Origin of the sequence: Mycobacterium sp. 050134, assembly GCF_036409085.1 — a bacterium.
Classification (GTDB): Bacteria; Actinomycetota; Actinomycetes; order Mycobacteriales; family Mycobacteriaceae; genus Mycobacterium.
Window position 1 is genome coordinate 107311 of the sequence record NZ_JAZGLV010000001.1, and the last position, 21916, is coordinate 129226.

15 protein-coding genes and 4 pseudogenes are annotated in these 21916 nt (G+C 65.2%); 10 read left to right on the forward strand and 9 right to left on the reverse strand.

The window, feature by feature from the left end; genetic code table 11:
- The first annotated feature begins 117 nt into the window (after nucleotides 1–117).
- Complete coding sequence (locus SKC42_RS00515) at nucleotides 118–528, forward strand: acyl-CoA thioesterase (protein WP_330962386.1); 411 nt, start codon at nucleotides 118–120, stop codon at nucleotides 526–528.
- Between the two features lie 4 nt (nucleotides 529–532).
- Nucleotides 533–2123 (forward strand): annotated as a pseudogene (gene fadD4, locus SKC42_RS00520) (fatty-acid--CoA ligase FadD4).
- 417 nt (nucleotides 2124–2540) lie between these two features.
- On the opposite strand, the pseudogene SKC42_RS00530 reads toward fadD4, so the two are convergent.
- The 6 genes and pseudogenes from SKC42_RS00530 to SKC42_RS00555 form a co-directional block, all read right to left on the reverse strand.
- Nucleotides 2541–2915, reverse strand: a pseudogene (locus tag SKC42_RS00530) (siderophore-interacting protein); the annotation flags it as partial.
- Nucleotides 2916–3081: 166 nt separating this feature from the next.
- Nucleotides 3082–3504, reverse strand: coding sequence for a hypothetical protein (locus SKC42_RS27635; RefSeq protein WP_442931917.1), 423 nt, complete (start codon nucleotides 3502–3504; stop codon nucleotides 3082–3084).
- 364 nt (nucleotides 3505–3868) lie between these two features.
- Nucleotides 3869–4251: pseudogene (locus SKC42_RS27640) on the reverse strand (IS630 family transposase); the annotation flags it as partial.
- 149 nt (nucleotides 4252–4400) lie between these two features.
- Nucleotides 4401–5072 carry a TetR/AcrR family transcriptional regulator gene (locus SKC42_RS00545; protein WP_330962387.1) on the reverse strand — a complete coding sequence of 224 codons (672 nt, stop codon included), beginning with the start codon at nucleotides 5070–5072 and terminating at the stop codon, nucleotides 4401–4403.
- Nucleotides 5069–7942: an MMPL/RND family transporter gene (locus SKC42_RS00550; protein ID WP_330962388.1), complete on the reverse strand. Its 2874-nt coding sequence runs from the start codon at nucleotides 7940–7942 to the stop codon at nucleotides 5069–5071. The genes SKC42_RS00545 and SKC42_RS00550 overlap by 4 nt, the downstream gene beginning before the upstream one ends.
- Nucleotides 7939–8370: an MmpS family transport accessory protein gene (locus SKC42_RS00555; protein WP_330962633.1), complete on the reverse strand. Its 432-nt coding sequence runs from the start codon at nucleotides 8368–8370 to the stop codon at nucleotides 7939–7941. The genes SKC42_RS00550 and SKC42_RS00555 overlap by 4 nt, the downstream gene beginning before the upstream one ends.
- A 361-nt stretch (nucleotides 8371–8731) precedes the next feature.
- On the opposite strand from SKC42_RS00555, the gene SKC42_RS00560 reads away from it, so the two are divergent.
- The gene (locus SKC42_RS00560; protein ID WP_330962389.1) at nucleotides 8732–8944 is read left to right on the forward strand and encodes a hypothetical protein; all 213 of its coding nucleotides are present in this window, start codon (nucleotides 8732–8734) and stop codon (nucleotides 8942–8944) included.
- A gap of 374 nt (nucleotides 8945–9318) precedes the next feature.
- Here SKC42_RS00560 and SKC42_RS00565 read toward each other — a convergent pair whose 3' ends face one another.
- Complete coding sequence (locus SKC42_RS00565; protein ID WP_330962390.1) at nucleotides 9319–10332, reverse strand: zinc-dependent alcohol dehydrogenase family protein; 1014 nt, start codon at nucleotides 10330–10332, stop codon at nucleotides 9319–9321.
- 272 nt (nucleotides 10333–10604) lie between these two features.
- Here SKC42_RS00565 and SKC42_RS00570 point away from each other — a divergent pair.
- The 5 genes and pseudogenes from SKC42_RS00570 to SKC42_RS00590 all read left to right on the forward strand — a co-directional run bounded on the left by SKC42_RS00570 (nucleotide 10605) and on the right by SKC42_RS00590 (nucleotide 15752).
- Nucleotides 10605–11852, forward strand: a pseudogene (locus tag SKC42_RS00570) (HNH endonuclease signature motif containing protein).
- Between the two features lie 1170 nt (nucleotides 11853–13022).
- Nucleotides 13023–13490 carry a hypothetical protein gene (locus SKC42_RS00575; RefSeq protein ID WP_330962391.1) on the forward strand — a complete coding sequence of 156 codons (468 nt, stop codon included), beginning with the start codon at nucleotides 13023–13025 and terminating at the stop codon, nucleotides 13488–13490.
- Complete coding sequence (locus SKC42_RS00580) at nucleotides 13491–13781, forward strand: hypothetical protein (protein ID WP_330962392.1); 291 nt, start codon at nucleotides 13491–13493, stop codon at nucleotides 13779–13781.
- Nucleotides 13781–14449, forward strand: coding sequence for an NUDIX domain-containing protein (locus SKC42_RS00585; RefSeq protein ID WP_330962393.1), 669 nt, complete (start codon nucleotides 13781–13783; stop codon nucleotides 14447–14449). Before SKC42_RS00580 ends, SKC42_RS00585 begins: the two co-directional genes overlap by 1 nt.
- A 127-nt stretch (nucleotides 14450–14576) precedes the next feature.
- Nucleotides 14577–15752, forward strand: a complete 1176-nt coding sequence (locus tag SKC42_RS00590) for a glycosyltransferase (RefSeq protein WP_330962394.1) — start codon at nucleotides 14577–14579, stop codon at nucleotides 15750–15752.
- An 89-nt stretch (nucleotides 15753–15841) separates the two neighbouring features.
- On the opposite strand, the gene SKC42_RS00595 is transcribed toward SKC42_RS00590, so the two are convergent.
- Nucleotides 15842–16843: a helix-turn-helix domain-containing protein gene (locus SKC42_RS00595; RefSeq protein ID WP_330962395.1), complete on the reverse strand. Its 1002-nt coding sequence runs from the start codon at nucleotides 16841–16843 to the stop codon at nucleotides 15842–15844.
- Between the two features lie 362 nt (nucleotides 16844–17205).
- Here SKC42_RS00595 and SKC42_RS00600 point away from each other — a divergent pair, with 362 nt between their 5' ends.
- Nucleotides 17206–19221 (forward strand): adenylate/guanylate cyclase domain-containing protein, encoded by a 2016-nt coding sequence (locus tag SKC42_RS00600; RefSeq protein WP_330962396.1) that lies wholly within the window; start codon nucleotides 17206–17208, stop codon nucleotides 19219–19221.
- Between the two features lie 506 nt (nucleotides 19222–19727).
- Nucleotides 19728–19985, forward strand: coding sequence for a hypothetical protein (locus tag SKC42_RS00605; protein WP_330962397.1), 258 nt, complete (start codon nucleotides 19728–19730; stop codon nucleotides 19983–19985).
- A 16-nt stretch (nucleotides 19986–20001) separates the two neighbouring features.
- Here the strand turns inward: SKC42_RS00605 and SKC42_RS00610 are convergent, their stop codons facing one another.
- Entirely contained in the window at nucleotides 20002–21483 is a 1482-nt protein-coding gene (locus SKC42_RS00610) for a DUF4185 domain-containing protein (protein WP_330962398.1), read from the reverse strand.
- Between the last annotated feature and the right edge of the window lie 433 nt (nucleotides 21484–21916).

Sequence of the window (21916 nt, forward strand, 5' to 3'; positions counted from 1 at the left end):
GTACGCCATTAAGTACACCGGCAATGCGCTATATAGTTATATCATTATAATGGTGATGCCCTCCACTCCCCAAGGGGTGTACCGATAACCCGGTCGATTCAGATAGATTATTTGGCTATGACTGCACTGCCCCCGCCGCTGCGGATCGAGCCACGCTGGACGGACCTGGACCCGGTCGGACACGTCAACAACAACGTGTTCCTGGTCTACGCGGAGGAGTCCCGGGCGCGGTATCTGCAGGCCACGCTGCCCGACGCGTGGGGGCAGATAGTCGTCGTGCATAACGGCATCGACTACCACAGCTCGGTCGAGGCGTCCGACGCCGTGCTGGTGACGTCGGCAGTGGAATCTGTCGGCACGTCCTCGTTCACGACGGTCAATGTGATTGCCACCGAGGAAGGACGCAAATGCGCAACGGTCCGAACCGTCCAGGTGGTGCTCGACTCGGACCGGCGGGGTACTCGTCCGTGGACCGAATCCGAGCGTGCGGCGCTGCTGGGGCTCGTTGCGGAGCCGGCGGACCGGTAGGACGATGCAGATTCGCGAGCATGCGTCGTCGGCGAAACCGGCGATCGTGCTGCACGCGTCCGAATTCCAGGTGACGTTCGCGGAACTCGAAGCTCGAGCGAACCGGTTAGCGCATTATTGGCGCCGGCATGGATTGCGTGAGGGCGACACCGTCGCGCTTGTCATGGAGAACAACGAGCACATACACGTCGTGATGTGGTCCGCCCGGCGCGCCGGCCTCTACTACGTACCTGTGAACACACACCTGACTCCCGCCGAAATCGGCTACATCCTGACCAACAGCGATGCCAAAGCGATCGTGGCCTCGGCCACGATGAGCGCACGGTGCGGAGAGCTCGACGATTACCTCACCGACGTTCCGACCCCGCTCAGATTGATGACCGGAGCTGCGCTATCAAACTGGACCGCCTATCCCGAATGCGTTGCGGGTGAACCAGACACGCCGATCGCCGACGAGTTTGAGGGCGATCTGCGGCAGTACTCGTCGGGCACCACCGGGCGACCCAAGCGTATTCGGCGGACGTTACCGCATGTTGGCGCCGGCCGTCGCCCCGAACGTGCTCACTCCGCTGCTGAATGCGTTGGGCATCACCGGCCGGTCGGTGTATCTGAGTCCGGCCCCGCTTTACCACACCGCGCCGTCGGTCTGGTCGATGTGTGTGCAGGCGCTCGGCGCTACCACGGTGGTGATGGAGAAGTTCGACGCCGAGCAGGCGCTGGCCTGCATCGAGCGCTACCACATCACCCATGCGCAGTTCGTCCCCGCAATGTTCGTTCGCATGCTGAAGCTGCCACCCAAGGTGCGCAACGCCTACGACTTGTCCAGCCTTCAGCGCGTCGTGCACGCCGCGGCGCCGTGTCCGCCCGAGATCAAGCGACAGATGATCCAGTGGTGGGGTCCGATCATCGACGAGTTCTACTCCTCTTACGAGGGCGCGGGAATCAGCTTCATCACAGCCGAGGAGTGGTTGCAACACCCCGGATCTGTCGGCCGCTCACTGCTCGGTACGCCTCACATCCTCGGCCCAGACGGCAGCGAGCTGCCGGCAGGCCAGACCGGAGACCTCTATTACGAGAGCGGCTTTGCGTTCGACTATCTCAACGATCCCGTCAAAACCGCCGCATCCCACAACCCGAACGGATGGGCGACGGTCGGAGACGTCGGACACCTCGACGAGGACGGCTACCTCTATCTCAGCGATCGGCGCCACCACACCATCATCTCCGGGGGCGTGAACATCTATCCGCATGAGGCCGAGAACTTACTCGTGACCCATCCGCGGGTCGCCGACGCCGCCGTCTTCGGGATTCCTGACAGCGAGATGGGTCAGCGGGTCGCCGCAGTGGTCGAAACTGTGGACCCACTGGACGCGCCCGATGCCTTCGCCGACGAGCTGATGGACTGGCTGCGAGGCCGGCTCGCGCGCTTCAAGTGTCCGCGACAGATCTGCTTCGAGAGCCGTCTGCCGCGAAGCGACGCCGGCAAGCTCTACAAGCAATCCCTCATCGAGAAGTACAGCGGGCCGGCTGAATACGACGCGGGGCACGCTCGGGGATCGAACGGCGCATTCCAACAGCCGGAGCCGAGCTTCTGAGCAGAGCACTACGTTTCGTGCAACTCGGCTAAGGTGAACCAACCGCTGCGTCCAGCGCCGCCTGCGTCCCCACTTCGATGCCCCGGTCCGCGACGGCGTCATCTAGCTCGTAAAGACCGTCGACTGGCCCACCGGCGAAGTGGCGACGGACGGCATCAACTTGAACTACCCCAGGTTTTGTTCCGATGTCTTATGTGATTCTTGCGGCCCACTTCGTGGGCCGCAAGGGTCGGACAAGATCATCGCGGCGAAGAAACGTCAGAGCCACGAGCAGTCGTGCGCAACCTGACGGCTACCGATCGGCTGCTGGCCGAGGGCAACGACACCTCCGCGGTCTGCCGCGAACTGGGTGTTGCCGCGGCCCTATCCCCATCCCCATGGCGGAATCGGTTCGGACTTGGCAGGTCCGGGCAAGGGCTATTCCATGCCGGTACGGCCGGGCGTCCAAAAGGGCTTGGTGAGGATGTCTCGCCGGTCCCAACCACGCTCGGTGATGAGGATCTTGCGGAGCGTCTGAATGGTGCGCGCCTCGCCGGCGAGGTAGGCGACGCCGGGTTGATCGGGCAGCTCGAGTGCGCGCACGGCGTCGGCGAGCACAGCGGAGTCCTTGGCCGTGGCCTCCCCACGCTGCACGCGATGCAGCGGTCGAGCCAGATCGAGGTGATCCTCCCCGTCGGCCGCCTCAATCACGCCGTGCACCTTCGCGGTCGACGGCAATGACCGCAGCATGGCGCCGAACGCAACCGACGCCGTCTCTTCCCCAGCGAATACGTGATACGGGGCGTCTGGTCGCCGGCAACTCACGCGGCACGGTACGGACGTTCATCGAAAACCTCCCGGCCACCGAAGCGCAGCACACCGCCATCGCGTCCGGAAACTGGGAGCGACTCACCGCGCGCGGAACAGGGTGGAGCCTGGATCACCGAATGGAACGACAACCCAAAACCGTTTCGCTGGACTAAAACCGCCGACGAGATCCTCGACTCCCTCGCCAAATACATGGCAAGAATTTCAGGCGCGACACACTAGGAAGCGCTGCGTCCAGCGCCGCCTGCGTCCCCACTTCGATGACACGGTCGGCGAAGGCGTTATCCAGCTCGTAAAGACCGTCGACTGGCCCACCGGCGAAGTGGCGGCGGACGGCATCAACCTTCCAATCGGAAAGGTTGGGGTCGCGCATTCTGGCGAGCTGTTCAGCGTGTAATCGCTGACGGGCTTCGTCGGAGCCGCGGCCGACGACGGACCAGTCGGAGCCTGGGTAGCGGGCGACCCAGGTCCCATCCGGCTGTTCGGTGACGGATAGCCTGAACACGAACGAAATATTCCGCTCAACCATGAGTCGCTCGATGTCTGCTTGCGATTCGATGTCATTGCGGCACACCATCCCGGCTTGACGAGAAACAACGCCGCACCATCTGGCATTTCGCCGTTGGTGTTCAATGCGCGGCTCCTGTGGTCGGTGGATCCGCGACACGCCGTGGTGCCGCTTAGCGCGTGATGGCACTATATAGCCAGCTCAAATACCCTTTCGCTGCCTCAACCAGACGGGCTCGCAGGCTCTCCTAAAGCCGGTGTCGCAGGTTCGAATCCGCAAACCCACTTTAGCTCCGCGGTTCTTCCGTTTGGGGCCTTGGCGGCGCCGGTGGGTTGGTAGTCCCCGGTGGGGTCGAGGGTGAAGTCGCGCAGGACTGCTGAGGTGGCGCGTTCATGACGGTGATGTGGCGCCGTGACCGGCCGATCCCCGAAGTGCCCGGCAGCATCGGGAATACCAGGCTGAGTGCGGTTGAGGGCCTGGATCTGGGCCTTGTCGTCCACGCACAGCACCATGGCCCGTTCTTGTTTATTGCGGAGCCAGGCCGAATGCCCGCCACACCCGGGAGAGTATCTACCGACTCAGGCCGAGATGCTCAGCCATCGATCGGGTCGACCAGTGAGCGGCGTCAGGCGGGGTGGTCTCCAGCATCGTGGTGATCAGGTCCTCGGTGATCCGTCGCTCGGTGCATGCAGGGTTGCGTTGCGGACTGCGATACGGACGTGAGCTGCGGTCGACTATCCCGGCTGGCCCCAGCATGCGGTAGCGGACGGCCGACCTGGGCGCTGCCGTCGGTGAGACTTGAAACCACTCAGCGGCACGCCGCCATAACCTGACGCTCATCAACTCGCCGAATTGGCTCACGAACGGTTTGAGCCGCAGCATCCCCGCGTTGACCGCCGGGTTGGAAGGCTCATTGACGGCCCGCCAGGCGGTGATGATCGGGTATGCGCAGACCTAGCGAGTTACCGGCGATCGGGTCCGGCAGCACCGGAGGGGCAGGTGAGGGCCGGCAGCACAAGCATATTGATGACGTTCCGCACGAAATCGGCGTCGACGGTCTGTCCGCTCGCCGCCCGTAGCAGACCGATCGCCACGATCACATCGGCAACCAGTGACCAATCGCGGTCGCCGGGTATCTCGCCGCGGTGGGCAGCTTGGGCGAAAATGGCTGACAGCACGCGGCGGCCTTTGAAGAGAAGTAAATCGTCGAGCGCAGAAGCCAAATCGGGATCCTGAGCGGCTTCCAACCCGACCCGCAGGATCAGGTCATTGGAGATCAGGTCGTCGTCGTTGCGGGCTGTGCGCTCGACGATCACCTCCAGATCCCCCGATAGGCTGCCGGTATCGGGCGGGTCGTCGTCCAACAGATCGGGGCGCCAATAGACCAACGCGTCGGTGATCAGTGCCGCTTTCGATGACCAGCGGCGATAGATAGCGGCTTTACCGACACCGGCCCGTGCGGCGATGTCGTTCATGCTGGTGGCGTTGTAGCCGTGTTCGGCCAGAATTTCCAAGGCAGCGTTGAGGATTGCGGGATCACGTGACCGGTCGAGGCGCCCGTTGGTGCGTTGGCGCAGTTTGGACTGGGATTCGGCGATAAACTCGGGTCGACCAGACGTTCGGGCGGCACTCATGTGGTTGAGAGCTGCCGGATTGGCGCGGTACTGTCGTCGAAATCCCGTCCGGGACGCGTCTTCTTGACGATCTTGAAGGTGTTCAGCGGCCACCAGAACCAGCGGCCGAGTGCCGCGGCGATCGATGGGGTCATGAACGCACGCACGATCAGTGTGTCGACGATGAGGCCGATGCCGATGGTCATGCCCAGTTGGCCGATGACGCGCAGGTCGCTGACGATCATCGACATCATGGTGAACGCGAACACCATCCCGGCCGCGGTGACGACGCGTCCGGTTGCTCCCATGCCTCGGATCATGCCGGTGTTGAGTCCCGCGTGTATCTCCTCTTTGAGGCGCGAGACCACGAGCAGGTTGTAGTCCGAGCCCACTGCCAGCAGGATCACTATGGACAGCGGGATCACGATCCATTGCACGCCTAAGCCCACGATGTCCTGCCACAGCAGCACGGACAGCCCGCACGCGGTGCCCAGCGACGCGCCCACGGTGCCGACGATCACCAGTGCTGCCACCAGACTGCGGGTGATCACCAACATGATCGCGAAGATCAGGATCATCGACGCGATGACAGCGATCAGCAGGTCGGTTTTGACGCTGTCCTGCATGTCGGAGTACATCGACGCGGTGCCGGCAAGCGAAATCTTCGCATTGGACAATGGGGTGTTCTTGACGGCGTCCGCGACGACACCTTTGAGATCGCGGACGTGTGCGATGCCTTCGGTGGATGCGGGGTCGCCCTGGTGGGTGATGATGAAGCGGACAGCTTTACCGTCGGGCGAGACGAACATCTTGAGGCCACGGTTGAAGTCAGGGTTCTGGAACACATCCGGTGGCAGGTAGAAGAAGTCGTCGTTCTTGGCCTGATCGAAGTACAGCCCGATCTCGGTCGCGCCTTTGGCCAGTTCCTGTTGCTGAGCCTGGGTGCCGGCCATGGTGCTGTGGGTCGCGATCATGAAGTCCCGCATCTTTGTCATCGAGCTGATGGTCGACTTCAGAACTGGCAACATCTGTGGGATCAACTGATCCATGCGGTCCAGATCGGTCGTGAGCCCCTGGAGCTGGTCGCTGAGGGTGTCGACGCCGTCGATGGCGTCGAAGATGGAGCGCAGCGACCAGCAGATCGGGATGTCGAAGCAGTGCCTCTCCCAATAGAAGTAGCTACGCAGTGGCCGGAAGAAATCCTCGAAATCGGCGATATTGTTGCGCAACTCCTGGGTGGTTTCCACCATCTCGTGCGTACGGCCGACCATGCTGTGTGTGGTCGCGCTCAGCTCGGAGGTGATGGTGTACATGCGCTCCATGCTGGCGACGGTCCTGCTCATCTCGTCGGCCTGCTCAAGCATCTGAGCAGAGTTGTCGTTGTTGAACTTGGCGCCCTGCAAGGTTCCGGCATTTTGCGCACCGAGCATGAATGGGATCGAACTGTGCTCGATCGGCGAACCCAATGGGCGCGTGATCGTCTGCACCCGATCGATGCCCCGCATATGTGCCACGTTCTTGGCGACCCGGTCGATGACGAGCATGTCCGCGGGGTCGCGCAAGTCGTGATCAGCCTGCAACATTAACAATTCCGGGTTCATCCGAGCCTGGGAAAAGTGCCGGTCCGCCACGCCCATTGCGAGGTTGGCCGGCATGTTGGCGGGAGTGAACTTCTGGTCGTTGTACTGCGGCACATAGGTCAGCAGGCTGATGAAACCGATGACGGCGACCATGGTGGTCACGAAGATGATCGGGATCGGCCACCGTACGACCGCAGTGCCGACCTTGCGCCAACCCCGCGCCGAGAGGTCACGTTTGGCATCGAACAAACCAAAATTGGACCCTACCGTGAGAATCGCCGGTGCCAGCGTCAGCGCCGCCGCGATGACCACCAAGACCGAAATCGCGCAAGGCAAACCCATGGTGTTGAAGTACGGCAGCGTGGTGAAGCTCAGGCACATGGTGGCACCCGCAATCGTCAAGCCGGAACCCAGAATGACGTGCGAGACACCGTGATAGGCCACATAGAACGCCTCTTCGCGATCTAGGCCCTTCGATCTTTCCTCTTGATATCGGCCCAGCAGGAAGATCACATAATCCGTTCCGGCGGCCAAGGCCAGCATGGTCACCATGCTCACCGCGTACGGGGTCAAACCAATGATGTGCAGGTAACCCGCAGCGGCGGTAACACCCTGCGCGGCAAACAGTTCCAGCCCGATGATGACCATGGACACCAACATCGTCACGACCGAGCGGTAAATGGCGAGCAGCATCACGATGATGACGGCGACCGACACCAACTCCATCGTCGCCATGCTTTGGTGCCCGGCGACGCTGGTATCAGCGTTGAGAACGCTGTTGCCAGCGACGTAGGCCTTAACACCCGGCGGCGCCGGCACCGAGGCGACGATGTCACGAACAGCGGCCACTGACTCATGGCTCTCACTAGTGCCCTGTGAGCCGTTGAGGAAGATCTGCACGTACGCGGACTTGCCGTCCACACTCTGCGAGCCCGCCGCGGTCAGCGGATCACTCCAGAAATCCTGAACGTTCTGCACATGCTGATGATCGGCGGTCAGCTTGGCGACGATCTCGTCGTAGAACTTGTGCGCGGAATCGCCGAGCTTGTCCTTTCCCTCGAGCACAACCATCGCCGAAGAATCCGAGTCGTACTGCTGAAACACCTTGCCGATGTTCAGCATCGCCCGATAGGACGGCGCACCGGTCGGGCTCATCGGAACCGACCGGCTCGCCGCGACCTCATCGAGAGACGGGACCAGGATGCCCAGGCCGACCGCGGCCAGCACCCAGAACACGATGATCGGCAGCGAGAAGATCCGGACCGTCCGCCCCAGGAACGGGCGATGGGGCTTCGAATGTTGAATGCTCATACGGATTTCACCAAACAGTAGATGAACGGTTTGACCAAGTCGGTGCTGGTCCGGTCGTCGCGCACGTCGCCGTCGACCGTGACCCGGCAGCGAAGGTCGCTGACGTTTCTGTCACCCTGCGCCATGATGTTGGCCGACATCGACGGCAGCGTCGTCACGATGGTGAACGACCAAGGCAGCGGCGTGTTTTCGATGAGATGGGGTTGACCGTTCTCATCGAGGTAGTTGAGGTTCGCGGTGCCCCCGGACCCGGTGATCTCGTAGGTGATGTGCTTCGGATTGAAGTTCGCGGTAATCCCAGACCCCTCCGCTGACTTCGGCGCTCGCGGTCCTCCTGACCCGTGAATACGCAGGATGGCATAGGCGCCGAGCGCGACCACGACCACAAGAAGCATTGGGATCCAGAAGCGCTTCATCACCCGGTACAGCACTGCATGCCCCTCTGTCCCCTTCGGTTCGGTCATTCAAGACACGGACGGTCGAGTATCCATGCCGCTCGAACAAACGGAACCCGAGTTCCTTGAGCGGACCGTACGGAATCTACCGCATACCGCGCGGACAACCCGCCGACGCGCGGGGCGGCATCACCGACGCCCGGGCACGGCTGCCCGAAGCGGCACGGTGAGAACGCCGAGGTTCAATCACTGCGCACCGACGAGACGTCGCCGAAAGACGCGATAACCAGCGCTTATCCGCCGCGATCGGGCCATTCGGCAAGAATCTGGCGCTGCTATGACCTCGCTCACTGCTAAGTGTATATTATGACCGAACTCACAGATGAGGTAGTCAATGATCCGAAGGCAGAACCGTGCGGCGATCGTCGGTGGTCAGTCTCCAGCCGCAGGGTTGATCACCGCTCACCGGCTGTGGGTAGGCATGCTATGGATTCTGTTCATAGCGGCGGTCAGTGCCGTTTTTGCGACCGCCGCGCTCGGGCAAGCGCTAGTGGCCATGATCATCGGCCTGATTGCCGGCGCATTCTTCGCCGGCATGGCCAGCTGACCGATCTACGGTGGCACACACGCCGCCATGACCCTTTCGTGCGCACAGCGTTCGATGGACCGCCGAATAGAATTCGGGTCCGCCCCAACTTCAAGTGGGGCCAACCGTCCGCACACGGGTAACAGCCGTTCAAGTAATTCGTCATGCAACCGTTCGAATCCGGCCTCGTCCGAGCACAGCGCCTTTGCCAACCGGTGCTTCCGTCCAGCACGCCATGGTGGCCTGGCCGCGCAGCCTACTCGGCACTGACGACACGGCATGACCTTCCGAACGGCGAAGGCTCGCCACCGCGCCCGAACACCTGGCAAAAGTGGAATCGAATTGACCACCGCATGACTGTTACGGGCGGGCCGCGAGTCGACAGCCCTTACGCCTCAACCGAGCCGGATGACGACCTTGCCCACATGTCGTCCCTCCCGTAAACGCTCGAACGCTGCACGCGCTTCGGAGTATTCGAAGACGTCGTCAATGACTGGTTCAAGCTTCGAGGTAGCGACGGCGCGCACGAGGTCCCGAAGGTCGGATCTGTCACCCACGGTGATGGACCGTGTTGTGGCGGAGGCGCCGTTGAGGAGGAAGTAGTCGATGCCGGGGTTGTCTTCGCTCAGAAAGCCGATCAGGACTACCTCTCCGCCCGAAGCGACCGCCCGTAGGGACTGGTTGATGGTGGCAGGCCCGCCGACCTCGACGACGCGATCGACGCCGCGACCATCGGTAAGATCGCGCACCCGCTCACCCCAATCCGGCGTTGTGCGGTAATTGATTATCTCGTCGGCGCCCAGCGCGGACAGGCTCTTTGCCTTCTCGGCGCTCGACGTCGTCGAGATGACCCGCGCACCGACCAGCTTCGCCAGTTGCAACGCGAAGATCGATACTCCCCCGGATCCGAGGGTCAGCACCGTTTCCCCGGCGCGGATCGGTGCGTTTCCGCCCAGCGCGTTCCAAGCCGTTACGCCGGCGCACGGGAGCGTGGCGGCCTGTTCGTCAGTCAGCGAGGCCGGCACCGGCACGACCGATTCCTGTGAGACCACCTTGTATTCCGCGAGCCACCCATCCTGGCCGTTGCCGTAGCTCTCGGCGTGCGCGGTGAGCGGTAGTGGCCCACCGAACCAACGAGGATGAAACGCGCCGACGACGCGGTCGCCCGGATGGTAATCGGTGACCCCTTCACCGACCTCGACAACTTCCGCAGCCGCGTCACTGCACGGCACCAGGCCGACCTTGCTCGCGCGAACATAGCGCCCCAAGGGGATCGCGATGTCGCGGTAATTCAACGACACCGCTCGAACCCTCAGCAATAATTCACCTCGTTGGGGTGAGGGAACAGCTTCGTCGTGCAATCGAAGACCGTCCAGCCCGTCGAAGTTGACAAAGCGGTACACACGCATTGAATCCCCCCTGGGTTCTCGGTCAGTGCCGGTTGGTGCCTTCAACCGGCACAAGGCGCGATTCATTTCATTCGGACGCCGAACGGGCTCCAGGCAACGCGGCAGCCGCGCCGGGCGACGGGGTCACGCTAGCGCCGGGTGGACGACCGCACTCCCGACCGGGTCGTGCGGTACATCCAATCGTCGTCATCGATGACGTTGCGCCGGGCTGACGACCGCGCTCCCGCGGTCGTCTACCCGGTCTTGTCGGACCTCGCTGCGATGATTTGGTTATGTCGTTGACCGCTTCTCCTGCCGCGGCTGTGAGCCCTGTTGATCGGCTTGACGTGATGTTCGGCGAGTTGGCGGAGTTGGCGGGTCAGCGCAACGCGATCGATGGGCGCATCGTGGAGATCGTCGCGGAGCTGGATCGCGACGAGCTGTGCGGGGTGACGGGGGCGCGGTCGGTCGCGGCGTTGGTGGCCTGGAGGTTGGGGTGCTAGTCGGCCAACGCGCACACGATCACCACCGTGGCGCGCCGGGTCGAGGAGTTTCCGCGCTGCGCCCAGGGCCTGCGCGAGGGGCGGCTGTCGTTGGATCAGGTCGGGGTGATCGCCGCCCGCGCCAGCGCGGGATCCGACGAGCACTACGCCCAGCTCGCCCAGGTGGCCACGGTCAATCAGCTGCGCACCGCGGTCAACCTCGAACCCCGCCCGCACCCCGAATCTCGCCCGCAGCCACAGCCCGCGATCACCAAGACCACCACCGAGGACTCCACCTGCTGGCGGATCACCCTTGGGCATCTCGATGCGGCGAAGTTCGACACCGCGCTGGCCGCCCACCGCGAAGCGCTGATCGCCGAATGGCGACACGACCGGGGCACCGACGAGCGCACCGCAGATACGACACCGCCGTTGCCGGGCACCCTGGAAGCGTTTCTGCGTCTGGTCGAAGCCGGATGGGACGCCGAGGCCACCCGGCGCCCGCACGGGCAGCACACCACCGTGGTGGTGCACCTCGACGTCGAACAGCGGGCGGCTGCGCTGCACTTGGGTCCGCTGCTCGGCGATGCCGAACGCCGCTACCTGACATGTGATGCCACCTGCGAGGTCTGGTTCGAACGTCACGGCGAGCCGATCGGCGCGGGACGCACGACCCGGGTGATCTCCCGGCGGCTGCGCCGCGCCCTTGAACACCGCCACCGCAGCTGCGTCGTGCCCGGCTGTGGGGCCACCCGCGGCCTGCACGCCCACCACCTGCGCCACTGGGAAGACGGCAGCCCCACCGAATTGGCCAACCTGGTCCTGGTTTGCCCCTTCCACCACCGACAACACCACCACGGCGACATCACCCTCTCCGGTCCCGCCGACCACCTCACCATCACCGACAGTTCCGGCCGCCCCCTGAGCCCCGGATCGCTCGCGCGCGCACCCGCGCTAGCCCCGCCCGCCGTCGCGCCCTACGCCGGACCCACCGGCGAACGCGCCAACTGGTGGTGGTACCAACCCTTCCAACCGCAGGCACCACCCACCACGAATTAAGTTGGTGCAGCGGCATCGACGGGCGGCCGGACGCCGTCTGGGAATGGGGGGTCAAGTGGAGGCGGGCCGTTGGTCATAACAGCCGACGGCTGGCTGGTGGGGGTGCTCGAAGGGCGTTACGACCTGATCGGCCTCGCCGCTCAGGTGACCGCCATGTCACCCACATGCTGAGGGGCAGAGACCTTTCCGATCCATCAGCAACTGCCCGCCGGCTCTATGGAGATGATTGTCGAGAGCGGGACCTGGAACACTTTCCCGTGAGCGGATAGACGGAGAAGGCCTGGGGGGCCGTCGATTACGACTCCGCATTCCCGCCCCTCGGCGGTGGTCACCCTCGTCGTCGGCGCGGGGGTGTCATTGACTGGCGGGGATGCGCTGATGCCGGGGTAGCCCATGCCCGTGCTGGGCCACCACATGCCGAGCCCCGCTACCGCCGTGCACCCGACCGCCACGAAAGTCGTTGCGATTCCTACACGAAGTCGGTTGAGAGAGAGGTCGGGGGAATAGGCCGACCCAAGTAACGGAAACGCGACCGAAGCCACGAGGCCGACCGAGATGATGGCCGCCGCCAACCCCACCAACGCGACGACCAAAGTGCTGGATTCCAGCCAGGGCGGGCGCGGTTTGTCCGAGAGACCGCCCAACGAGCCACAGATGCCCACAAAGCCCAATACCGCCAGCTGGACTGTCAGCCATCCCCGCGCGGTGTCACCCAGCGACTGACCCGTCCGCGCAGGCGCCCCATAGTTCACGTCTTGCACGGCTGTGCCTCCCCGAGAGGATCGTCAAGGTACCGAGCTGCCACCGGCCAGCCAGCTGACTATGACCCGGTGCCGGCAAACCGGCATGCACAAGTGCGCTCAGCAGTTGCACTCTCGTGCATACGTTCGGGGCAATGGGTTTCGCCCGAGCTCGCCTCGCCTGGGGATGTGGCGGACATGCGCGACGATGTGCCCGGTCTGGAGCGTGCCGAAATGCCCGCAGTCGGCGGGATGTCTGGAAAGCCCCTCAGAGATAGTCCAGCCTGCCGCGGGCTGTCGTGCAGCGGACTCGTTCCCGCCAGCCACCTACCGCCGGCACCAACGCCACCCCCGGTTCTCCGTTTCCGGCTGCCCCGTACCCGCGCCTGGCCGCTCGGCAGAATAAATTTCGATTTGCGAGAAATCTGCTATGGTCGCCCCATGGACGATTACGGATGCGAGTTCTACGTCGTCAACCGCGGTGCCCCGCTGCAGCGCCAGGTGTTCGAGGTGTTCGCCTACCCGATGGGAGACCTCACCGTCCGCCGAATCCCGGGCACCGCAACCACCCCGGGGGGCGCGCACGTGGTGCAAGTCCGCCGCAGCAACGTGGACTGGACCCTGGTCAGCGCCTGGGCCGCGCTGGTCGAAGACGTGTTTCCCGGGCAGCCCGGCGGACGAGTTCGGAACCATGGACAACGCCAAGGGATTCCGGGAACTCGACCCTCACGTGGGCGCGATCTACGGCGACTCCATCACCTACGAACGCGCCGAGGCGATCACCGCGAACTTGATGCGGCAGGGATTCGCATCCACAACGGTCATCTTCGGCTACGGCAGTTACACCTACCAGTACCAGACCCGCGACACGTTCAAGATGGCGATGAAGGCGACGTAGGTGCAGATCAACGGCCACGGCATCGACATCCAGAAAGACCCGGTGACAGACGACGGGACGAAGAAATCCACCACCGGACGGCTCGCCGTCCGGCTGACCACCGACGGCGTCCCGTGCCTGATTCAGAACGCCAGCCCAGAGCAGGAGGCCGATCAGGCGCTGAAACTCGTCTACGAGAACGGGAAGCTGTTGCAGCACAACTCGTTCGCCGAGGTCCGGGCCAACCTGCGCCACGAGTCAAACCGCTACCTGCGCCGCACCGAGGGGGCGGCGGCCGGCAGGGAAGCGTGATGAGCTCACTACGGGAAACCAACCTCGCCTACACGGGCGACGAGCACTCGGTCCACGGAACCTGGTTGTCGGTGGACGTGGTGGCCCTGACCCAGGATCTCGACGAGGTACGGGTCGCGCTCATCACGCGCGCGCACGAGCCGCACCGCGGCGCGACCACGCTGCCCGGCGGGTTGCTGGCCGCCTGGAACCGGGAGACCGTCGAGCAGGCGGCGCATCGCATCGTGCGGGAGAAGACCGGCGCCGAGTTGTGCAGCGGCGTGGCGATTCTGGACGTGGTCAGCGATCCCGGTCGCGACGAACGCGGGCACACCGTTTCGATCGTCGTCGGGGCCCGCGTTCCCGCCGCGACCCCGGGCGCCGTTCGCGTCGACGATATTCCTGACGACATGCCCTTTGATCATTCCGGCATGGTGCACAGGGCACTGACCAAGATCGGCACCGGCCTGTTCACCGATCCCGCACTCACCTACACCCTGCTGGGCGACTCCACCACCCTCAGCGAAGTGATGGCCCTCGCCCGCGCCTGCGACCCCCAGGCCAGCGAGAGCACCATCGGCTCGCGACTACGCCGCTGCGGCATGTACCGGGCCGACCCCGACCGCAGTCGCAGACGCGAATCCGGTCCCGGCAGGCCGGCTTTGGTCTTCGTCAGGACGGACCAGTAGCGCGTGACGGCGGCATCCGGGCCATGAGGGGTCGCGCGCGAAACACTCGCTCTGTTCACCTTGATGTCGCATTCGGTTCAACCGCCGTGGGCATCGTCCCTTGTGTGTCGATCATGGGGTCCCGCCGATGAGGATCGTGCTGACGGGTTACGGAAGCCGCGGCGATGTCGAGCCGTGCACCACCGCCGGCCGCGAACTGCAGCGTCGAGGCCACGACGTGCGGATGGCGGTCTCGCCTCACCTCGTCGAGTGGGTCGAGTCGGCCGGACTCGCCGCGGTGGCCTACGGTCCCGATACGCAGAGCATGCGCGACGAAGACTTGGCGATCTTCAACAGCCCCAACAAGATCGGCGCGCTACCCAAGATGTTCGACTATATGCGAGGCGTCTGGACGGAAAAGGCGGCGGCGCTGATGCCCCTCGCGGGCGACGCCGATCTCTTGGTGTCGATGGGTTCCGAACTGGATGTGGTCGCGACCGTCGCTGAATATCACGGGATCCCGGTGGCCGGGCTGCACTACTGCCCGCCCGAGGCATTGCCGGTCGGATGGCTCGATCGAACGATCACCCACGAGGTGAAGTCCGCGCAGCGCCGAGGACTGGGCCTGCCCGAGACCGGCGAGACCCCGGCCCCGTTTCTCGAGATCCAGGCCTACGATCCCCTGTGCTTCCCCGCGCTGGAGGACCACTGGGGAGAGCGCGCGGCCTGGCGGCCATTCGTCGGCGCCCTGACGCTGGAGTCACCCACGGACGCCGACGACACAATCCTGGCGTGGGTTGAAGAGGGACCCCCGCCGATCTTCTTCGGGTTCGGCAGCACACCGGTGCCGTCGTTCGCCGACACGGTGGCCATGATCGACGGCGCGTGCGCCGAATTGGGTGAGCGCGCTTTGATATTCGCCGGCCCGAACGAGTTCGCCGAGATCGGGCACGGGGACCACGTCAACGTCGTCGGCGGCGGAAAACACGCGGCCGTGTTCCCGCTGTGCCGGGCCGTCGTCCACCATGGGGGTGCGGGCGTCACCGCGGCGGGCCTGCGCGCCGGTGTCCCCGCCCTGATCCTGTGGTGGTGGCTGGATCAGCCGTATTGGGCGGCCGCCATCCAGCACCTCGGGGTCGGTGGCGGCCGGTGCTTCCGGTCCATCACCGGGCAATCGCTCGTCGAAGACCTGCGTTTCGTCCTCGCTCCCGAGCACGCCGCCCGCGCCCGCGAGGTCGCCGACCAGTCGAGGACACCCGCGCAAAGCGCGGCGGCCGCGGCGGACCTGCTCGAGCAGGCCGTCCAGGCGGCGCGGCCTGGCTGACGCCCAAGCGGATCCGTTCGCCGCTCAGCCCCGGGCCGAATACCCCACGCCCGCCGGTTCACGGGCGTCCACGTTGTAGCCCGATGTCGTCATCCGGCCGTTCCCCCCTCGCGCACAGAGGTTGCCGAGTCACGCACCGGGGCCGCCACCAACGAGAACGCCCGGTACTCCGTGGGGCTGACACCGTAGACGCGCTTGAAGAGCCGCGAGAAGTGGGCGGCGTTGACGAGCCCCCACCTGGCGGCAACCGAACTCACAGGCAAAGGCAGGTACCGGCAATCCGTGAGGTCGCGGCGACAGTGCTCCAGCCGGCGCCCGCGGATCCATCCGGTGACGGTTTCGCCGTTCTTCTCGAACAGCTTCTGCAAGTAACGGACCGACATGCGGTTGGCCGCGGCGATGGCGGAGACGTCCAGTGCGGGGTTTCCGAGTTCCCGTTCGATGTAGGCACGGACGCGGGTCAGGTGGGCCTGGCGACCGGCGTCGGAGTGCCGCACCTCGCCGGGCAGGTTGTCGATGAGGGCCGCGGCCAGCAGGTCGACGATGGCCTCGGCGACGTGCGGGTTGCCCTCGTGCTCGCCGTTGAGCACGCCGGTCCCGACGCGCAACAGAAACGGCGACACCGACGCCCCCAGCCCGCAGCGGCCACTGATCACCCGGGCGGTCAGGTGCCCCAGTTGCGGCACGGGCAGCCGCAGCAACGGCTTGGGGAGCATCACGACCAGCACGCGGTATGACTCCGCGAAACGCAGCTCGTACGGCCTCGCGGTGTCGTACACGACGAGGTCGCCCGGGGTGAGCACCGTTTCCCGTCCGTCCTGGAGGACCGACGATCGGCCGGCGACCTGCACGCCGACCTTCCAATAGCTTTCGGTGCTCTGCCGGATCAGCCGGCTGGTCCGGCGCACCACGAGGCCCTTCGCGGCGACGTCGACCTCCGACAATTGCACGGTGCCTAGGTTGGCCGACCGCAGCCGACCGCGGAATCGCGACGTGTCGTCGACCGACAACGAAAGCGGAACGAACGTGTCCGACACCGCTGAGCAGAAGGCTTCGAAGTTTCTTTCCCCGCAGGTCGTGACGATCCCCATGCACGAGCAACGAGGCGCCCCCGTTCCAGGTTCACCCTCACTACGTGCCCGCAGACCCGGATCCAAGTCGGCATGTAGTGGTCTTGCGGCCGCCAACACCGTTCGCGCCGTGTCAAACCCCGTTCGCTGCCGTGCAAGCAGCGCGCAACCGCGGTGAGCACCATGGTGATAGCGCACCCCAGCCGTCGGGACGGAGAGGACGCACGACATGCCGCAGACGCGTGATGCCGACTTGACCGACGGGAACTCCTACGCGAGCGGCGCCGGAGCCGTTGCCGTCACGACCTAGCACCACCTCGGCCCGCCGTGCGGCCGCCGATGCACACGCGGCGCCAGAAGAGCACGAGCCGGGGAGGAGCGACGTGGTTGCCCCCCGCGGGTCTCGGCTCCGCACGGCAAACTGGCTGATGCACATGGCGCTGCCGATGCTGGCGCTGTGGCTCTTGCTCGTTCAGCCCGAGGTCGACCTGGCGTGGGACAACCGGGGCGTGCACTTCGTGCTCGTGCTGTCCGCGGCGCTGATCAGCGTGGGATTGGGTGGGCTGATCGCGCGGGCGTCGCGGGCGCGCGACGACGCGCGCCTCTGGCTGGTGTCGCTGGTGTTCATGACGACCGCCGGCTTCTTCGGGGTGCACGCCCTGCTGACGCCAGGGGTCTTGCTGGACAGCTCCGACGCTGGGTTCATGCTGCCGACACGCATGGGGCTGGTCCTGGCCGGCGTCGTGGCGCTCGCGTCGGCCGTCACGTTCACACCCGTCAGGAACGCCCGGTTGTGGTCGTTGCGACGACCCCTGTCGGTCGCCATCTGGGTCCTGGTGGTGGCCTGCCCCGCGCTGGTCCTGTCGGGCGCGTTGGACCGGTTCGACCAGATGCTGGTGGAAGATGTGGAGCGGGTCGCCGCCCTCGTTGGCGGCGTGCTGTTCGCGACCGCGGCGCTCGCCTACTTTCCCGTCTATCGGCGCCGTCCGGCGGTCTTCGTCATGTCGGTGCTGACGGCGTTCGTCCTGCTCTCCGAGGCATCCGTGGCCCTGGCCCTCGGAATGAGCTGGCACGCCTCGTGGTGGCTGTGGCACTTACTGATGACAATCGCCTTCTGCTTCATCGCCTACAGCGCCCGGGTCGAGTTTCGCCGGGAGGGCACGGCCCGGGGCTTGTTCGACTCGTTGGCGACCCGCCAGACGGTCGCCGAAATTCGCCGCGACTACGCGGCGGCGCTGGAGGCGATGGTCGACCTATTGCAGCGCCGCGAGCGCGGCGAGGAGGTGGCGCCCGGCGCTATCACCGCGGACCTCGCAGACAGGTTCGAGCTGTCGGAGCAACAGGTGGCGGTGCTCAAGCGGGGCGCGGAAGCCGTCGGCGCGGAGCGTGAGCGCGTGCGCAAGTTGCGGAGGCTGGTCGCCCTCGGGAGGGAGTCCAGCGTCATTCAGGACGAGGACGCCTTGCTCAGGCGGGTGATGTCGGCGATCAGGGATGCCTTCCCCGGCGACGAGTTCCGACTGGCCCTCATGCACGTCGGGGAGCTCAGTTTCAGCGACGGCAGGGCGGGCCGGCCCGACGGATGCGAGCACCCCGACCTCGAGCTGCCGATCATGGTCAAGGGGCAAGTTGCCGGCGTGATCGAGGCGCGCCGCCCGGCGGGCGCCTTCGACGACGCCGACGTCGCGCTGCTGCGTTCGTTCGCAAACCAGTCGTCGGTCGCATTGGAGAACGCCCGGCTCTACCGCCATCTCAACGGCTTGTTTCGCAGTTACATGTCTCCGGCGGTGGCCACTGCGTTGCTGGCCGATCCCGGCCAAGCCGGGCTCGGCGGCGCGGTCAACGAGGTGACGGTGCTGATGGCCGACCTACACGGCTTCACGCCGTTTGCCGAAACCACCTCCCCGGATCAGGTGGTCACCATGCTGAACACTTATTACGGCGCAGTGGTCCCACTCATCCTCGAGGCGGACGGCACGGTCCTGCAATTTGCGGGCGACGCGGTGATGGCGATCTGGGGCGCCCCGGTGCGCCAACCCGATCATGCGATGCGCGCCGCCCGGACCGGCCTAGCCCTCCACACCGTCGTCGAAGAGGCGGCCGCCGCGCGCGGAGACTGGCCCCGGTTCCGCGTCGGTATCAATACCGGGCCGGCGTTGGTGGGAAACGTCGGCGCCCCACAGATGCGCAGCTTCACCGCAATCGGTGACACCATCAACCTGGCCGCTCGGCTCCAAAGCCTGGCCCTACCGGGCCAAGTGGTCCTCGGCCCGGGCACCCATGGCGCGCTGGGCGCTGCCGCCGAGATCAGCAAGCACGGCTGGGTGAAAGTCAAGGGCAAGCGAAATCCCGTGCGCATCTGCGTGCTGGAGGGATTACTGCACCGGGCGGCCGGTGGCTAGTTCTTCGGGGCCCGCAGGGGCGGCCGACGCCCCACGGCATCGAGCCTGCGTACGTCGCGCCGAGACCGCGTTCACCGCCCCATTCCCGCATGAATTGCGATGTCTACACAGTCTCGGCGCCGTCGGCGCAGGCTCGGACCCAACCGGCGAGAGGCGGACACGGCATAGCTCAAAACATTTGAGCATGACCAGAAACCGAAGGACTCGGTGGAGAGCGCGCTTGTGACAACGTATCGTGCCAATTGGGCAGAATCCTACCAAGCGCTGCCGCTGGACAACCCTCGAGCAGTGAATCCGCGCCGGAATGAAAACCGTTGCCACAGAGAGAATTCGATCTTTCCGATATCCCGAGCAGAAGCGCGGTGGAACTGATGCGCCACCGTCGGCGTCGAAGCTGGTATGGATTGATTCCGATGCCGCACCGGCTCCCCGGTCAGTCTCAGCCGCCAAGGCGGGAACGTGAATTGATCCGACTCGGCACCCCTCAGCCAAGCCAGGAGAACGACATGACCAAGCATTATCGCTACACGATCGCGAAGACATTGACCACCGCGGCAATCACTTTCGGCATCGGCGTCGGGCTGGCAGCCCAGGCGGCCGCCGACGAGCCCGTCGGCGCCGAAGCGAATCCGTACACCGCGCTGCGTTGTGCGTGTACCGAGACGGCCCCCGCCGGCACCCTGGCCCTGATGGAAGAGATACAACGGGGCCTGCAGCGGGGCCACTCCGTTTGGGTGCCGGGGCTGCCCACCCCCGCTCACTGAGGGCAATCCTCCTCGCCTAGGGCAGTACCGTGTGCATCAACATCACGTCGTACGCCGACCACAGCGAGAGGTTGAAGTACAGGTCCCTGCCCGACGACCACGGGTGGATCATCGGCGCATAGATCCCACCCGGCATCGAGAATGACGACACCAGAGGCTGTTCGGGACTCCACGGCCCTTCGGGCGACGGCGCCGTCCTCGCCACGACGTCATTGCTGCCGCCATTGGTGTAGAGCACCAGGTACTGCTTGAGGTAATTGTTGTACTGAGCGGACATCTCGCCGACCGGTCCCGGCCATAGCGGCGTCGCCGCGCCCGGATTCGCGGGGACCCAATGCCCGCCGTTGTCGCCGTTCCAGTACTGGTATTTCGTGAGATCGGGCAACTGGTTCGGTGGAACCCGCGACAAGAACGCCGCGCCCCCGCGGCCGGACGGGGTCCCGAACTGGTAGAGGTAACCGTCGTTCCCCTTCATAAACGCACCCATTTGGAAATTCTCGTTACCCGGAGTGAATCCCATGCCGGGGATCGCGTCCGCCGAGGCCGTGCGGATGGTTCCGGGGAAGACGCCCCAGTTCTGGCCGTTGTCGAGCGACCGGGCGATCGCCGAATAGTTTGTGCTCCATTCGCCGTCGCGGCCCCACTGCCGGATGGACATGTAGCTCATGTATTGGGTTCTGCCCAGCGACATGCCCCCGGTGGGGATGATCCCCGTCTCGTGCGCGGCCTTGTGGATCGTGTTGACGACCTGCTTGGATAGGCCGGTTGTCCACACCGGTGAACCGGAGTATCTGTCATTCGGCACGCCGTCGGTTATGTGGATCCCGTGCGAAAGGTCGTGATCCGAGCTGCGGAACAACGTGTTGTACCGCCACTGCTGGCCATGGACCTTGCAGTACCCGAAGGTGTCGCCGAACGCCATCAGCACCTGGCGATTAGCGGGATCTCCGTTGTCCCATGCGATTCCGAGGTCGGTACCGGAGATGCCGAACCGGTCGAGGGTCTTGTTGGGTCCATTGGGGCCGGTCACCCAGTCCACCAGCGACGTCGGGGCACCCGCAATGTTGGCCGGGGGTGGCGGCGCCGGCTGCGGCTGAACGGGGGCCGCATTCGGGCTTAACTGGGTGGCGTTCGGGGACTGCGGGATACCGGGCGTGGGCGGGTTGGGGGCCGGTGGGGGCACCACTCCGGCCTGAGGCTGGATCGGAGCCGAATACCGTTGGCCCGGCGTGGTCGGCTTGAGGAACGACGAGATCAGCGGACCCAGCTTGGGCAACGGCGCGCGGTCGTTCGTGTGCGACGGCCGACGCCCCGTCGGGGGCTGGACGACCGGCTGGGGTGCCGGCATCGCGGGGGGCGCAGCCGGCGGGTCGATGTTCGCCTCGGGTGCGCCGCACGGCGTGGCGTTCGCGGTCGGGGCGGGCCCCACCGCCAGGACGAGTCCGACAGCGGCCGCCGATGCCACCGATAGCGACACGCTCCGAAAAATCGCCGACATGTAACACCTTTCGAGGGACAGCGGCGTCGCACTGAAACAGATTGACGCCCGCGGTTCGCTCATGTGACGATAGTGATCTGCGTGGCGGATGTGACCATCGATTTGCTGATAGGTATGCATCCGTGACCGTGTCGCAACCCGTCGGTTCCATCGTCACCGCGCCCGTTGGCGCGCCGACCGGCGCGCACCGAAATCAGGCAATTCTGGCGACGGACCTGGGCGGTTCATCGCTGTCCGAGGCGCTCAGGCCGCGCGGCGCGGACAATTCCGCCGCCCCATCCCCCGGAAGATCAGTGCGGCACCCGCGTCGCGGATCGCCGTCCGCAGGTCTCCCCGAGCGTTGCTGACGGCCGCGGCGTCGCCGTCCACACACCACCTTGTGATCCGTATACGGTCCTGCATAATCCACAATGCGAATCATCCGTCCCGAACA

Bases quoted from the DNA above. Each gene is read 5' to 3' on its own strand.
- SKC42_RS00560 (WP_330962389.1), top strand. From the start codon at position 8,732: ATGATCCGAAGGCAGAACCGTGCGGCGATCGTCGGTGGTCAGTCTCCA.
- SKC42_RS00515 (WP_330962386.1), top strand. From the start codon at position 118: ATGACTGCACTGCCCCCGCCGCTGCGGATCGAGCCACGCTGGACGGAC.
- SKC42_RS00590 (WP_330962394.1), top strand. From the start codon at position 14,577: ATGAGGATCGTGCTGACGGGTTACGGAAGCCGCGGCGATGTCGAGCCG.
- SKC42_RS00595 (WP_330962395.1), bottom strand. From the start codon at position 16,843: ATGGGGATCGTCACGACCTGCGGGGAAAGAAACTTCGAAGCCTTCTGC.
- SKC42_RS00575 (WP_330962391.1), top strand. From the start codon at position 13,023: ATGGTCGCCCCATGGACGATTACGGATGCGAGTTCTACGTCGTCAACC.
- SKC42_RS00545 (WP_330962387.1), bottom strand. From the start codon at position 5,072: ATGAGTGCCGCCCGAACGTCTGGTCGACCCGAGTTTATCGCCGAATCC.
- SKC42_RS00610 (WP_330962398.1), bottom strand. From the start codon at position 21,483: ATGTCGGCGATTTTTCGGAGCGTGTCGCTATCGGTGGCATCGGCGGCC.
- SKC42_RS00550 (WP_330962388.1), bottom strand. From the start codon at position 7,942: ATGAGCATTCAACATTCGAAGCCCCATCGCCCGTTCCTGGGGCGGACG.
- SKC42_RS00565 (WP_330962390.1), bottom strand. From the start codon at position 10,332: ATGCGTGTGTACCGCTTTGTCAACTTCGACGGGCTGGACGGTCTTCGA.
- SKC42_RS00605 (WP_330962397.1), top strand. From the start codon at position 19,728: ATGACCAAGCATTATCGCTACACGATCGCGAAGACATTGACCACCGCG.
- SKC42_RS00585 (WP_330962393.1), top strand. From the start codon at position 13,781: ATGAGCTCACTACGGGAAACCAACCTCGCCTACACGGGCGACGAGCAC.